This window comes from Blautia pseudococcoides (assembly GCF_001689125.2).
Taxonomy (GTDB): Bacteria; Bacillota; Clostridia; order Lachnospirales; family Lachnospiraceae; genus Blautia; species Blautia pseudococcoides.
Genome location: NZ_CP015405.2, coordinates 3,227,964 through 3,242,237, shown reverse-complemented (window position 1 = coordinate 3,242,237; position 14,274 = coordinate 3,227,964). Strand labels below are relative to the sequence as shown.

Here is a 14,274-nt window from a genome sequence, read left to right as displayed (position 1 = left end):
GGTTGTCCTTTTTGAACCGGAGGTTTTTGCTTCGGCGGGAATGATTGTCTAGCGGATCTCTGTCTTCCAGAATCCATGCAGGTTGCAGTACGCATAGGCTGCAACAGGTCTGTCTCCTTCTGTGAGAGCAAAGCAGGCTTTGGGGTCTCCATCTGCTTTTAAGGGAACTCTCTGCAGGCCTTTTTCCGTCTCCAGGCAGATAAATCCAATACTGTGCTCCTCTGTCATAGGATGTGCAATACTGCCTACATTAACGGTGACCGTATTTCCGTTTTGTTCCACAACCGGGAGGTGTTTTTCAGAGGCACCTTCCGATGTGTTAGCTTTCAATTCCGTCAGATCTTTTCCGCAGCAGGAAAAACTTGCTCCCGGGTCTGCGCAGATGACTTCGATCAGTGTGCTGCATCCTTCTTTGCTGTAAAAACGCGGTTCATGCATAATCTATTACCTCCTTGTCTGCCTTATAGTCATTCCCACAGAATGTAAGGTTTATGTGCATATCGGTACATATGCTGTATAAGTTTTCTTATTTTATGGATAATAAATGGTAACTGAGATGAAGGAGAGAATGTAAATGGATGAGAAAATAAATCTGCCCATTGTGAATGAGGAAGGATGTTTTGAGATTCGTCTGGAGAGTATAGGCGGTCTGGGAGCAAACCTGTGCGGGAAGTTATTGGGAGAGCTGGGAGCATCCTATCTGGGGCTTAATGCGTCCAGTTTTTCCAGCTATGGTTCTGAGAAAAGAGGCTCACCGGTAAAAGCGTTTATCCGCTGGTGTGAGCCCGACAGGGAAATCCGCATCAGCAGTCCGGTGGAAAAGCCTCACATCCTGGGGCTTTTCCATGAGGCGCTGGCAGGCAAGCTGCCGGTTACCGCTGGTGTGTGGGAGGAGACCAAGATTGTGATCAACTCCCCTGATTCCCCCAATGACCTGAGAGAGAGGCTGAAGCTTTATGGGGGAAGCATCTATGCAGTGGACGCCCTGAAGATTGCCATGGAGAGCAAAAGCCGTGTGAATATGGTCATGCTGGGAGCGGTTGTAAAAGCTGTGGGGTTCATACCTCTTGAGCGGGCATACGACCTGGTAAGGGATACCGTAGGAAAGAAATATCCCGCGCTTTTGGAACGGAATCTGGAGGGCGTGAAACGGGGATATGAGGCAGCCCGGGAAGTATATTTTGCACCTGACGGCCAATATGAAAAGGTCCCCTACAAGGAAGCTGAAAATCAGTGGGGATATAAAAATGCTCCTTACGGCGGTGTCAATACCCGTTATGGAAGTACGGTATCCAACGACCTTTCCGCATCAAGAGAAGGCTATATCCCTCTGTTTATCCAGGACAGATGTATCAACTGCGGCCTGTGTGATTCCACATGCCCCGATATGGTCTTCCGGTTTGAAAAGGGTGAGTATAAGGGAAAAGAGGCAATGGTAAATAAGGGACTTGACTATCACCACTGCAAGGGATGCCTGCGGTGTGTGGATGTCTGCCCGGTGAATGCGCTTGTACAGGGCGTTGAGAGAGAGCATCCTGACAAAAAATGGTTTGTGAGAAATAAGGATTTGATCGTGGATCATCTGGAATTTGAAGATGCAGGGGCAAATTCCTGGATCACAAGTGATTCTTATCTGGAAGAGCGGAGAATAGACGGAGGGCTGGTTTGATGGAAAAGCAGAAAGTATTATTTGAGAGCGGAAATGAACTGGCTGCCTATGCGGCGAAACAGATCAATTATCATGTGATGGGGTATTATCCCATTACCCCGTCCACACAGATCGCGGAGTTCCTGGACCTGATGAAGGCGGAGGGGGAGCATGATATTTCCCTGATCGCAGCGGAGGGGGAGCACAGTGCGGCAGGTATCTGCTATGGCGCGTCAGCTGCTGGGGCAAGGGTTTTCAATGCCACAAGCGCCAATGGTCTTTTGTATGCGCTGGAACAGCTTCCGGTCCAGTCAGGGACCCGGTTTCCTATGGTGCTGAACGTAGCCTGCAGGACTGTGTCCGGCCCATTGTCCATCAAAGGGGACCACAGTGATATTATGTACACGCTGAATACGGGATGGATCATCCTTTTTGCGGATTCACCACAGGCTGTCTATGACATGAATCTGTGTGCCATCAGGATAGCGGAGACAGTCAGGCTGCCGGTGATCGTGGCATTTGACGGCTTTTTTACCAGCCACCAGAAGAAGAAATGCTATGTGTTTGAGGATGAAAAAACAGTGGCGGATTTTATTGGGACCTATCATGCCGAATATTCCGTTCTGGATTTGGAACATCCGGTTTCTATTGGCTCCTATATGAACGAACCGGATACCCTGAACAATAAATACCAGCTTCATCTGGCTATGGAACAGGCACGCACTGTGATTCCCCAGGTGATGAGGGAATATGAAGGACTGTCAGGAAGAAAATATCCGCTGGCAGAGGGGTATAAAAATGAGGATGCGGAAGTGATTTTATTTCTGCTGGGTTCTTCCTACCACACAGCCAAGACCGCGGCCGACCGGATGCGGGAGGAGGGTATCAAGGCAGGTGTAGTGACCCTGCACGCTCTGCGGCCGTTCCCGGCAGAGGAACTGTACGAGCTGTGCAAAAGTGCAGTGACCATACTGGCAGCGGACAGACAGGACAGCTACGGTGCCGGAGGGGGAAATATGACACTGGAGCTGAAGGCAGCCCTGAAGGACCGCAACAGCAGGGCAAGGGTCCTGAGCCGTATTTACGGATTGGGCGGAAGGGACTTTTATGTGCAGGATGCATTGGAACTTTTCCGGCAGTGTCTGGACGGCAAGGCATCTGCATTTGATTATCTGGGGGTATATCCCGGAGATGAAAGTCTGCAGGTGCAGCAGTATTTTGACCCGATCAGCAAAGAGGATGCCAGTCCGGGCTATATATCCGCAAAGGTAGATGAAAATGGTCAGGTGAAGGTGACGGGGGGAAGAGTAAACGAGAGCACAGCCATGCCCAAGCGTCTGGCTCCCGGACACGGCGCCTGCCCGGGCTGCGGAATCCCGGTAAATGTGAACCTGCTGTTAAGGGGGATTGAGGGGAATGTGGTCCTTCTGTTTCAGACTGGCTGCGGCATGGTGGTCACCACCTCATACCCAAAGACTGCTTTTCGGGTTCCTTATATCCATAATCTGTTCCAGAACGGCGCCGCAACGCTTGCAGGTGTTGTGGAGGCCTTTCAGCAGCGGCGCAGGCGGGGGGAACTGCCTGACGAAGCCATCACTTTTGTCATGGTCAGCGGTGACGGCGGTATGGATATTGGTATGGGTTCCGCGCTGGGGACCGCTCTTAGAAATGACCATCTGATCATATTTGAGTATGACAACGGGGGCTATATGAATACCGGGTACCAGTTATCCTATTCCACACCCAAAGGCGCCAAAAGCTCCACCTCCCATATCGGAAAAGAACAGTATGGAAAAACATTTTTCCACAAGGATATGCCTATGATCATGGCTGCCGCAAACCTGCCGTATGCGGCAACGGCAGCAGAGTCCAGCCCGGCGGATTTTATAAAAAAAGCGGCAAAGGCCAAAGAGTATGCAGCACGTTTCGGAACCGCATATATCAAGACACTTTCCGCCTGCCCCTTAAACTGGGGAGATAAACCCAATACGGAGAGGAGAGTCATAGAAGCAGCCGTGAACTCCTGCTATTTTCCGCTCTATGAGATAGAAAACGGAATTACCACATTGAACTATGATCCGGAAAAAAGTAAGAAAAGGATTCCGGTTACAGACTGGCTTAAACTTATGGGAAGAACGCGCCATCTGGCGGAAGCGTCCTACAGCCGTGTGGCAGAGGAGATCCAGGCAGAGGTGGACCGGCGCTGGGAACGCCTGAAAGCCAGAGCGGAACATCCCCTTCTTTAGTCCTTGACGGGGAAGGCGATTCATCATATTATAGGTAATGATGGAATTTTGTGACAAAATTTGTAAGGGTTCAGTATCTTCACAGCTGCAGGCAAAAATCCATGCAGGATCGCCTTGGCGATGTGCGGTCAGCGCAGTAGATGCACGGACCGATCGAATGGTCATCCCAATTTTACAATTTCAGAAAAGAGGAAAAAATAATATGATGTATCTATGGCTGCTGCTGGGCTTTGTCTCCCTGGTGAAGGGAGCTGATCTGTTTGTGGACGGTTGTTCTTCCATTGCGAAGACACTGCGGGTTCCGTCCATTATCATCGGTCTGACGATCGTGGCGTTCGGGACCAGTGCACCGGAGGCTTCCGTCAGTATCATGGCCTCCCTGTCAGGTAATAATGATATTGCCATCAGTAATGTCATTGGCTCCAATTTGTTTAACAGTCTGGCTGTTATCGGCGTGTGCGGTGTCGTCCTTCCTATGAAAATACAGGGCGGGCTGCTGAAAAAAGAAATGCCCTTCTCTATCCTTGTCACAGGACTTTTGCTTTTGTTCTGTATGTTTTCCGTCGGAGGGGCAGAGGGAGTTCGGCAGATTGGACGTCTGGAGGGGCTGATACTGCTTCTGCTGTTTGCCGGATTTTTGTATGTGCAGATAAAGTCAGCGCTGAAGACACGTACCGTTAGGCCTGAGGAGGAAAATATCGGCAAAAAGCTGACCCCTGTCAGGAGCATTGTATATGCTGTTCTGGGTATTGCCATGATTATTATAGGCGGGGAATTAGTCGTTGACAGCGCCAGTGAAATTGCTGCCGCTTTTGGCATGAGCCAGACACTGATCGGACTGACCATTGTGGCGATCGGCACCTCCCTGCCGGAGCTTGTAACCTCTGTGGTGGCATCCACAAAAGGCGAGAATGATTTGGCTATGGGTAATGTTATTGGGTCCAATATATTCAATATTCTGCTGATCATCGGTGCGTCAGCAGCAATATCCCCTATGGCTATCCGTATGGAGTCCATCTATGACGGAGCTGTGCTGCTGATCATGAGTATCATACTTTTCGTCCTGGCGAAAAAGGGAGAAAAAATCAGCAGAGGAGAAGCCATTGCGCTTCTGGTGCTCTATGGAGGATATACGGCTTATATCATTATGCGGTGAGAATAGTAAATTTAATCTGGGGTTTTCTTACGGCAGCAGGGTCATAAAAAGGCCAGGCTGCTGTTTTTTTACGCTTTCGAGGTTGTGATCACATCTGGCGGATGCTATAATGAAAAACAGATTGTTCCGCAGAAAAAGGAGTATTTATGCGGGCAGTACAGTGGCAAAGGGTGAGGGAAGAAAGTATGCTGACAAGAAAAGAGATGAAGCAAAAGGCCAGGCAGTCTCTGCGGAAACATTATCTGATGTTTGTGACTGTCTGTGTAGCTGCGGCTATATTGGGAACTGAGTTTTCCGGTTCCCTGGACGGGATAAAGATCGAATCCAGGGAGGAGAGAAGCACAAAGACAACAGTTACTGGTATTGTGGGCAGACAGCCTAATCTGTCAGATGTGGTGCTGGAGGCGCTGCAGGGGAGAGAAGAGGAGAGCCGGGAGTTATCCCAAGAATTAAAAGACCAGGCAGTGCAGAACACAAAGGAAGGCAGAGGCAATGCCGCTTTGGGAAGAAGCAGGGGTGTCCTGGCAGGATTTGTGAATTCCATTACATCGGGTTCCATTCTGGTTACGCTCATAGCTGCCGTGAATTCCATGGTGGGGTCAGCGGGGGTCACGGTCTTCCTCTTTATCGTGCTCAGTTTGCTGCTGTCCCTGGGGGCCTGGGTCTTTCTGTTCAATATGTATACCGTTGTATCCAGAAGGATTTTTCTGGAGGGCCGTGTTTATGAGAAACTGACCATTCAGCGTTTTGCCTTTCTGCTCAGGGTGAAGAGATGGACAAAAGTATCTCTTACCATGGCTTTGGCGTCCCTGTACCAGATGTTGTGGGCATTGACGATTGTTGGTGGTATCATTAAACGGTATTCTTATTTTCTGGTACCTTATATTGCAGCCGAAAATCCGGATATTTCCCCTAAAAAAGCCATCCATCTTTCCAGAAAGATGATGCATGGGCATAAGTGGGAATGTTTCGTATTTGAACTTACTTATTGGGGATGGGATATGCTGGGAAGTCTGACATTGGGCCTGACTGCTATTTTCTACTCCAACCCTTACAAGACAGCAGCTTTCAGCGAATTTTACGCAGAACTGAGAGATTTGGCAAAAGAAAAGAGAATTGAGGGCTGTGAGCTCCTGAATGACAAATACTTATTTGAAAAGGCTGATGAAGATGTGATCTTCGAGGCATATGGGGATACTCTCGCCTCCTTTCTGGAGAATGAGGGGGAAGAACCTGAGAAACTGGGAGGAGCTGCAGGATTTCTTGCAAATGTTCTTGGGATCACAGTCATTAACAGGCAGGATGAGCGTGCTTATGAAGAATACAGGAACGGACAGTCAAAATATCAGATGATAAAAGCAGCGGTGGAGGGAAAGGTCTATCCCGAAAGATTATTTCCCATCCCGGAGACAGGGAAGCGGCAGAGGCTGGAGACGCTTCGCTATATGCGCCGCTATTCCGTGTGGTCTGTGATCCTGTTGTTTTTTGCGTTTTCCTTTATTGGATGGGTGTGGGAAGTGAGCCTTCATCTCATAACAGACGGTGTATTTGTAAACCGGGGGGTTCTGCATGGACCCTGGCTGCCTATCTATGGGACCGGAGGTGTAATGATACTGGCGGTTTTAAACAAATTCCGGGAAAAACCCCTGGTGGAATTTCTCTTAACCATTGTATTGTGCGGCTGTGTGGAATATTTTACTTCCTGGTTCCTGGAGATCACCCATAATGGACAGAAGTGGTGGGATTACAGCGGATATTTTCTCAACTTAAACGGAAGGATCTGTGCAGAAGGTCTTCTGGTGTTCGGACTGGGGGGCATGGCCATTGTCTATGTGGCAGCGCCTCTTCTGGATGATCTGATCAGGAAAATACCGCATAGGATACTGATACCCGTGTGTATTACTCTGCTGGCCGTATTTGGGGCCGATGAGGTGTATTCCAACCAGCACCCGAATACAGGAAAGGGGATCACGGACTATACAGGGGCGTGGATAGAAGAAGAAAAAGTCCGGACATGAGAAATAGGTTTGGGCTTTTTTGGTGGAAAGGATGTAGCTGGGGGCTGTGGTTTAGGGTTGTGGGATTTGACTGAAAATTGTAGAATGGTAATAAGTATTAACAGATATTATGATGTGATTTATAAGGAGGAAATGGTAAAAGCAGCCAATGGAAACAGAGTTCGGCAGCGAGGGTGGTCATGATAAGTGGTTTGGCGGCAGCGTTCTTGGCGGTATTTATGGTAAGTCTGCTTATAGACAGAACCCGTAAAAAAACAGGGCGCAGCAAACCATGGATATACGGTGGGATTGTCTTGGTGGCTGTAAGCACACTGATGAGTCTGCATGTGCCCAAAACGCCTGCGGGGGTCGTAACGGTATATGTGGGAATTGTATTTTTTGTATGGTGTTTTGGTATGAAACTGCTGCTCTGCCCTGTGGATGCACTGCTTGCGGGAATGACCGGAAACGCAAGAGAGCGGTCATATCTGGCGTCTGTGAAAGGATTTAGCAGAGGGCTGTCAGCGATCTGCGCGGCTTTTATTGCAGGCAGTCTCACAGCACCGGGGCTTCATGGGACTGACGGAGGCAGAAAGTATGTGATGGTATTTGCAGGGGCAGCAAGGCCCCTGCGGTATTGTAAAAGTCTATTTTTGTCTGGAAAATCCAATGGCTGTCACAAAAGCCCCAACCAGCATTTCGCCGATAGACAGTCCAAACAATAATCCGGAAAAGAAATCCCTCACATCACTTCCTCCGATAGAGAAATGGACCGCAAAAAGAGCAATCCCCATGGTCATTAAAATAATACCGTACAGTGATACTTTCTGATTTTCCAGATTCTGGATTCTTTTAATCAAATCTAAAACCTGGTTATCGTCATAAATGCGTATACTGTCAGGTTCTGTTTCCTCACCGTCAATTAATTCCGGCAATGTGATTTCCAGTTCCTTACACAAAGACTGAATAATACCATAGTCAGGCATACATTTCCCTGTTTCCCATTTGGAAATGGTCTTGTTGGAAACACTCAGTTTTTCTGCAAGCTGTGCCTGGGTGAAATTCTTTTCCTTTCTTTTCTTTGCAATAAATATCCCAATCTCTAACTGATCCATTATGTGAGCCTCCTCTGTACTTTATAAACACAGAATACCGTTTCTAAAGTAAATTATACATCCCCCGTTGGTAGAATTTGAGGGGAATCCCTGTTCCTGCACAGTTTTTGGGGCCTGCAAAAGAAAAAGGGGAGTCATATTCTCTTCGGCCTATAATCCTCAATAATTGTAGATCTGCCGGCGTGTATCCGGACCGCCAAAGGTAAATAAACACAACTTTATTTTCTCCATTGTAATATCAGCATGTGGAAATGTCAAATGACCCGTTTCGTGCCAATGTGAACATGGTGTATTTTAGTTCAAAGGATGATCCTTTTCAGCGCGAAGTCTCGTATTTGCCTTTTCTACATCGAGTTTGAAGTAAATAAAAACGATGAGTGCTGTAAAGAGCACCGGTATCCCTGCGAACAGAAAGGTCAGCATATTCGAGCATCCGGCGCTTTGTGTCAGCGCAGAAGCATGGAATTTGGCAGCAGCCAGTAACCAGCCGCTGAGTGCGGAGCCAATACCGCCACCCACCTTCATGCCAAAGGAGGTACAGGAGTACATAGAACCGTTGAAAGTCCCGCCAAGTGTACAGCATGTCAGAGAGACCAGACCATACATCCCCACAAGAAGGCGCATTATTTGAAATGGCAAATACCATGTATATGATACGCATATCGAGATTTACAAGGAAAAATCCAAGGTTTATAATGCGCCGTTCCCATGGATACGCCCATCATAAGATAAAACATACTGAGCATTGGTACCAATGCCTGCAGGGATTACAAAAAGGGCCATCTGAATTCCGGCGGCAGTACCGCAGCAAAAGAGGCAATTAGAGGAAGCTGCTCGAATGCCTGATTTCATGTGATCAAATAAAATGGGTAAAAATAGGTCCAATACTTCAGAAGAGAGAAGTATTGGACCTGTAATGCAATGAGTAAATTTTTGAAAAAATATACCAACAAAAGGGTAATTCCCGGACCTTTTGATGATCTGATTTCTTAGTGTGTTTTATGTCTATAAATATACTCTCTATAATAAATATAATGTTTTGATGTATATTTGAGCAATTTTTTCGTTTATATACATTGTAGTTCAGTAAAAGTGATTTATTTATCATCCATTTTAATATATGAATGGAGAAGATTCAGAACCACTTGTTTTTCTTTTGGGCTCAATTGGTTTAGTGCCTGCAGTATTTCCTTATCCTCACCGTCCTCTACGAAATCAAAGAGATAGTTGGGTGAGAGGCTGAGAACTTCGCATAACTTGATGATCACCTGTCCGCTTGGCACCTGCCCTGCTAAGATCTGTCTCATATAGCCAGGTTCTATGCCGCATTTCACTGCCAATTCATCAGTTTTCAGATTTAGTGATTTTCTCTTTTCATTTACTTTTTTACCAAAACGTTTATCTATCATTTTATGACCTCTTTTATGCTATATATAACTTGTTAGTTATAGTATAAAACACAAGCGAAAAGCAATATATATAACAAAATCTGCATTGTTTGATATAAACTCATATATCCCCTTGATCAAACTCGTTGAAAGAGTCCAGCAGGTGGAGCAGCAGATCTTTTTGTTTGGGCGTCAATTTATTGATCCTTGATATGATCTGTTCATCTTTTCCGCCTTCATCGGTTATTTCAAATATGTAATCCGTTGTAATATTTAAGACTCTGCATATATTGACTAATACTGATAAACTGGGGACATTTCCTGATAAGATCTGACGCATATATCCTGGTCTTATATGGCACAGATCAGCAAGCTCTTCCACTTTTAACCCCTTTTCCTTACGCCGCTGGTTTATCTTTTCACCACATCTTTTATCTTTCATGGATATTTCTCCCTACAATAATATGTGAGTAATAAGCTCATATTGCTGATTATATATGCTTTTCTTCACGTGTGAACAGCACCATAAACTCGAACAATGTCATAAATAGACGAACAAATGATGTGGACATGGTTTAAAATGGATGCTACTATATATATTATATTGTTAGTTATATCATTACATCGTATGCGTATGAAGGGATCGAAAAGGGACAAAAGGATGCTGCTTTTTATACAAATTATTGAAGAGGAGGGAAAACGGCTTAAATTCTTAAAAATATATGAAAATTATAGATATAGGATGTTATACATTTCCAAGCAGATCCTTAATGACCAGGGAATTGCGGAAGATGCAGTGCAGGAGTCTTTTCTTTATCTGGCTATCAATATCCATACCATAGACACGGATATCCTTTCGCCCAGGACCAGATGAGAGTCTTTTTCTGAATATGGGTATGTATTCTACATAGATACAAATTCAGAAGACATAACAAAAGAACAATTAATACATATGGCAGAATCTATTGAGAAGGAGTCAGGATATGAATAAAAAAATGAATGGCAATCTAATAGTAGTTTGTCTGCTGTTTTCCCTATTGACTGGCACAAATCGCGAGGTACAGGCATCTGCAGATATAGATGCTGAGAATGTTAAAACAGTAATCGTGCCAAGAAACACAAACATGAAATACAGCACTATTTCATTGTCAGGTACTGCGAAATGCAGTGCTTCAGTTACCGGGTATTCTTCAAATACAAGCCATGTTTCCATTTATCTGTATCTGCAAAAGTATACCGGCAGTGGCTGGTCTAATGCGGAAAGCTGGTCTGATCCAGCAAATGACTATACGCTCAGTATGTATGAGACAACATTGACATCAAGTGGGAGGTATAGGCTAAAAGCAAGTGATTACGCGGAAAATGAGAACATTATAAAATACAGCAGTGAGAAAGTATATTAAGGTGAAATGCGATATGGATAAAGATAATATAAACAAGCTGAATCCTGATAAGAACATTGTGGTAAGGATGGGTAATAAGGCATACATATATGAGAAGGGCTCACCGGAATGGAAGGATTGGGAGAGTATACCATCTTATGATGAGGCAGAAATGGTATATAGCCTGATGATAGGTGATTATGTGGATGAGTTTAAAGCAATGATCCCTGAATATATTACGAATATTATCGTTGAAGAAACCCATCCGGCTTCTGAATCATCTAAGCTGACGAACGAAGCATATGAGATATATAATAACCTTCTTAGCGCTTCAAGGGACGGCCATGCCGATGATGTATCAGGTATGGGCACATTATTTGAAAACTTCTATGATCTGGTTCATAATATTGCCTGTACTTTTTATAAAGTGTCTTTTTATAGCCAATCGAAGGAAGCATATTGCCTGGATGAAATACAGTGCCGAAAAAATTATGAATGTATGATCGGGAAATTGCTTTGCTATAAGGATAAGGTGAATTCTGATGCAGATAGGCGGAATATAGACAGATTGATATTTATTTTTAATGAGCAGATCAAGATGTTTTATGTCCGGGCAATAGAGTACGGAATCTATTTTCGGAATTATGACAAAAGGAAAATGTTAATTGATATTTGACGCGGCTTGCCGATCTGATATCTCTGAATAAAGTTTGAATATCCTATGTCGGCAAAGCGATGAGTTCCTGCCAGGGAATCCGGGCCATGGAAATCTGTACCGGAAAGAAACCTTCTGATGAGGATGCCAGAAAACTGGCTGCTTCTGTTGAGGGTGATGACTGATTAAGAAAATAAACATTTCTTCATAAAAGTATGGAAGAGCTGCGTAAAGATTGCTGCGCAGCTCTTCGTTTGCTTTAAGAGAATGTATATTTCTCCTCGGCTAAAACTGAATGTGTATAATATTCCCCGATGCAGTAAATTATTAATATGAAACAAAACTCCGGTCATGCGTTATATCCTTACAGATGCTGTTGCGGGGAGCGGGAATGTGTCTTTCATTAAGACTGATGTGGAAAAAATCAATGGGTTCATGAAAATCCAGGCGGATGTATCGGCAGATCTAAGGCCTGCAGACGGAAATGGGACCTTTGAGAATCACAAGACACACTTTGATAAGATGTCCCATAACAGTACGGTGATCAATGTGATCAAATAAAAGGAGTTATTTGTATTCATGAGTTATGCATGAGATGATAGACGTCCACATAGTGCTTATAAAAGGTACTGCGGTTGATTTCTGCTTTATCACAGATTTCTTTTACCGTGATTCTTCCAAGAGTTTTTGTTTTAATAAATCGATAAATACATGCTGAATGATTTGCCTTGTATATCGGACACGAGCATCGGTATTCATTTATTTCCTCCTTCAAAAATTCCCATCCGGCCGGGCATCAAGCATCTGCTCCTGTATTTATCTGCCGGGACGGGAGGTTTTTAAATATCGGTTATTTTTTTATACCTTGTAAAACGCGGTTGAGTTGTTTGATGCTTTCATCATCGGCACCGCTTTGTATCAGAAGGCTGACCAGAGTCATACGGCCCATCATGCGCTGAAGCGCCGGATTATCCTTAACAGCATCGGCAACGTCACCCCGTGCAGAAGCACCCTGTGACATCATCTGGTCAATGATTGCACCGGCCCTGGGATTTTCACGGATATCTGCCAGGCGGTCGTTTATGAAAAAACAGTCGGGATTCAGGTCATCTGTGTCAAACCAGTTCGTGACAGGAGCCCGTTTGACAAATATATAATCCGGATTTTCTTCTGCAACACGCCTTATCGTTATGCTGTCTTCGCAGGAGTCTGCTTTGGCAGTAATGGTATGAGTACCTGTGATCGGCAACTGGAATTTAAAAATGGTTTTGCCGGAGACAGTGGCAAATTCGTTTTCATCTACAAAGAGTGTGACCTCCGGTTGATTTGAGTATACTTTAATTTCGGTAGTTTCTTCCACACGGTCAGCATAGCGGCGGCCGCACAGGTGTACAAACCTATCTGTCTGGTTCCATGCAGCTTTGTAAAGATAGAAGGCGTCTTTTTTCAGTTTTCTGTCCATGGTAACAAGGCCTTTTTTGTTTTTCCCCATGTTTACCGCCTTCGTCACGGCCGTCAGCAGCAAAATCAAACAGATTCCATACATGTGTGGCCCACAGATAGGGTCTGGCTTCTATCATTTGCAGCATATGTACGTGGTAAAGGGCCTGATAGCTTTCTGTGTAATCGCCTTTCTCCGGTGCAGCGGACTGGTACTGTGGATTGGCGTCTGCACCATATTCTGAAAAACCGATCACCCTGTCAGGATATTTCTCATGGTATTCATCAAAGAATTCATCCGTTTGTTCCAGTTCACCCAGATACCAGCCGAAATACAGGTTATAACTGTTAATGTCCTGGATTTCCAGAATAGGACTGTCTGTCTCCAGCATAAATACATTGGCCATGGTCGTAGGTCTCGTGGAATCAAGTTTGTGGCACAGGTCATTGAGTTGTGTATGGTTTTCCAGTAAATCCTCATCTACAGCGCTGGCGGCTGTGATTTCGTTGGATAATCCCCAGGTTATAATGGAAGGGTGGTTGTAGTTTTGTACCACTAATTCTTCCATCTGTGACATTGTATTGGCACGGGCATTTTTCATATGCATGGTAACGTATGGAATTTCCGCACAGAGAATCAGCCCGTATTCATCGCAGAGGTCATAAAATTCCTGTGCGTGCTGGTAATGCGCCAGCCGGAGAGTGGTTGCGCCTAATTCCAGGATGATTTCCATGTCTTTTTTGTGGTGCTCCATGGTCAGGGCATTTCCTACGTCTTTAAAATCCTGATGACGGGAAACTCCGCGCAGGGGATAGGATTTTCCATTTAAAAAGAAACCATTCCGGGGGTCTATATGGAACTCCCGGCATTCAAAACGTGTACTTACTTCATCACCGTTTGTTAAAGAGGCACGGGCTGTATAGAGATATGGATCGTTTAATCCATCCCATAAGTGTACATTTTCAATTACAAATGTGGCCTGTGCATGTTTTTCAACGGAGAGTACCGTCTGAGACTGGCCATCTACAGTGAATGTTACCTGGTGATCTGCCGAAACCCATGCTTCTACGGTAACAGAAGCTCTGTGATTTTCCAAATCCACCTGAGGTGTTACCTTAATTCCAGGTGTACCGCAGTAGTCCAGTTCAAAATGTGTTTCCGGAACGACAATCAGGTTCACCATCCGGTAAAGTCCGCCGTAAAATGTAAAATCAATGGTATTTTTTTCCAATAAAACATCCGTGAT

16 protein-coding genes are annotated in these 14,274 nt (G+C 45.1%); 9 read left to right on the top strand and 7 right to left on the bottom strand.

From position 1 onward, the window contains the following. Positions 1-48: 48 nt before the first annotated feature. Complete coding sequence (locus tag A4V09_RS15475; RefSeq protein WP_084043624.1) at positions 49-438, bottom strand: desulfoferrodoxin family protein; 390 nt, start codon at positions 436-438, stop codon at positions 49-51. 136 nt (positions 439-574) lie between these two features. On the opposite strand from A4V09_RS15475, the gene A4V09_RS15470 reads away from it, so the two are divergent. The 5 genes from A4V09_RS15470 (at position 575) to A4V09_RS15450 (ending at position 7,772) form a co-directional block, all read left to right on the top strand. Further along, positions 575-1,669 carry a 2-oxoacid:acceptor oxidoreductase family protein gene (locus tag A4V09_RS15470; protein WP_065543144.1) on the top strand — a complete coding sequence of 365 codons (1,095 nt, stop codon included), beginning with the start codon at positions 575-577 and terminating at the stop codon, positions 1,667-1,669. Further along, positions 1,669-3,894, top strand: a complete 2,226-nt coding sequence (locus tag A4V09_RS15465) for a thiamine pyrophosphate-dependent enzyme (RefSeq protein WP_065543143.1) — start codon at positions 1,669-1,671, stop codon at positions 3,892-3,894. Before A4V09_RS15470 ends, A4V09_RS15465 begins: the two co-directional genes overlap by 1 nt. 202 nt (positions 3,895-4,096) lie before the next feature. Then, positions 4,097-5,050, top strand: a complete 954-nt coding sequence (locus tag A4V09_RS15460; RefSeq protein WP_065543142.1) for a calcium/sodium antiporter — start codon at positions 4,097-4,099, stop codon at positions 5,048-5,050. 185 nt (positions 5,051-5,235) lie between these two features. Beyond that, positions 5,236-7,068, top strand: coding sequence for a DUF975 family protein (locus tag A4V09_RS15455; protein ID WP_065544809.1), 1,833 nt, complete (start codon positions 5,236-5,238; stop codon positions 7,066-7,068). A 179-nt stretch (positions 7,069-7,247) separates the two neighbouring features. Continuing rightward, a complete protein-coding gene (locus tag A4V09_RS15450) occupies positions 7,248-7,772 on the top strand; it encodes an MFS transporter (RefSeq protein ID WP_084043622.1) in 525 nt (174 codons plus the stop codon). Here A4V09_RS15450 and A4V09_RS15445 read toward each other — a convergent pair. The 4 genes from A4V09_RS15445 to A4V09_RS15430 form a co-directional block, all read right to left on the bottom strand. Next, on the bottom strand, positions 7,695-8,162 hold the full coding sequence (locus A4V09_RS15445; protein ID WP_065543140.1) for a helix-turn-helix domain-containing protein: 468 nt from the start codon (positions 8,160-8,162) through the stop codon (positions 7,695-7,697). The two genes, A4V09_RS15450 and A4V09_RS15445, sit on opposite strands and share 78 nt — an antisense overlap. Before the next feature lie 294 nt (positions 8,163-8,456). Next, positions 8,457-8,801, bottom strand: a complete 345-nt coding sequence (locus A4V09_RS15440) for an MFS transporter (RefSeq protein WP_157123510.1) — start codon at positions 8,799-8,801, stop codon at positions 8,457-8,459. Between the two features lie 458 nt (positions 8,802-9,259). Then, the gene (locus tag A4V09_RS15435) at positions 9,260-9,571 is read right to left on the bottom strand and encodes a helix-turn-helix domain-containing protein (RefSeq protein ID WP_065543138.1); all 312 of its coding nucleotides are present in this window, start codon (positions 9,569-9,571) and stop codon (positions 9,260-9,262) included. A gap of 100 nt (positions 9,572-9,671) precedes the next feature. Further along, positions 9,672-9,992, bottom strand: coding sequence for a helix-turn-helix domain-containing protein (locus A4V09_RS15430; RefSeq protein ID WP_065543137.1), 321 nt, complete (start codon positions 9,990-9,992; stop codon positions 9,672-9,674). A 219-nt stretch (positions 9,993-10,211) separates the two neighbouring features. Between A4V09_RS15430 and A4V09_RS15425 the strand changes: the two genes are divergently transcribed. From A4V09_RS15425 to A4V09_RS15410, 4 genes are all read left to right on the top strand, one after another. Further along, a complete protein-coding gene (locus A4V09_RS15425; protein WP_065543136.1) occupies positions 10,212-10,424 on the top strand; it encodes an RNA polymerase sigma factor in 213 nt (70 codons plus the stop codon). Positions 10,425-10,533: 109 nt separating this feature from the next. Further along, positions 10,534-10,953 carry a hypothetical protein gene (locus A4V09_RS15420; RefSeq protein WP_065543135.1) on the top strand — a complete coding sequence of 140 codons (420 nt, stop codon included), beginning with the start codon at positions 10,534-10,536 and terminating at the stop codon, positions 10,951-10,953. 13 nt (positions 10,954-10,966) lie between these two features. Beyond that, positions 10,967-11,608 (top strand): hypothetical protein, encoded by a 642-nt coding sequence (locus A4V09_RS15415; protein WP_065543134.1) that lies wholly within the window; start codon positions 10,967-10,969, stop codon positions 11,606-11,608. 372 nt (positions 11,609-11,980) lie between these two features. After that, the gene (locus A4V09_RS15410) at positions 11,981-12,148 is read left to right on the top strand and encodes a hypothetical protein (RefSeq protein ID WP_157123509.1); all 168 of its coding nucleotides are present in this window, start codon (positions 11,981-11,983) and stop codon (positions 12,146-12,148) included. A gap of 289 nt (positions 12,149-12,437) precedes the next feature. Here A4V09_RS15410 and A4V09_RS26135 read toward each other — a convergent pair whose 3' ends face one another. Beyond that, positions 12,438-13,079, bottom strand: a complete 642-nt coding sequence (locus A4V09_RS26135) for a hypothetical protein (protein ID WP_330396447.1) — start codon at positions 13,077-13,079, stop codon at positions 12,438-12,440. Continuing rightward, a complete protein-coding gene (locus A4V09_RS26130; protein ID WP_330396446.1) occupies positions 12,985-14,259 on the bottom strand; it encodes a glycoside hydrolase family 2 protein in 1,275 nt (424 codons plus the stop codon). Before A4V09_RS26130 ends, A4V09_RS26135 begins: the two co-directional genes overlap by 95 nt. Between the last annotated feature and the right edge of the window lie 15 nt (positions 14,260-14,274).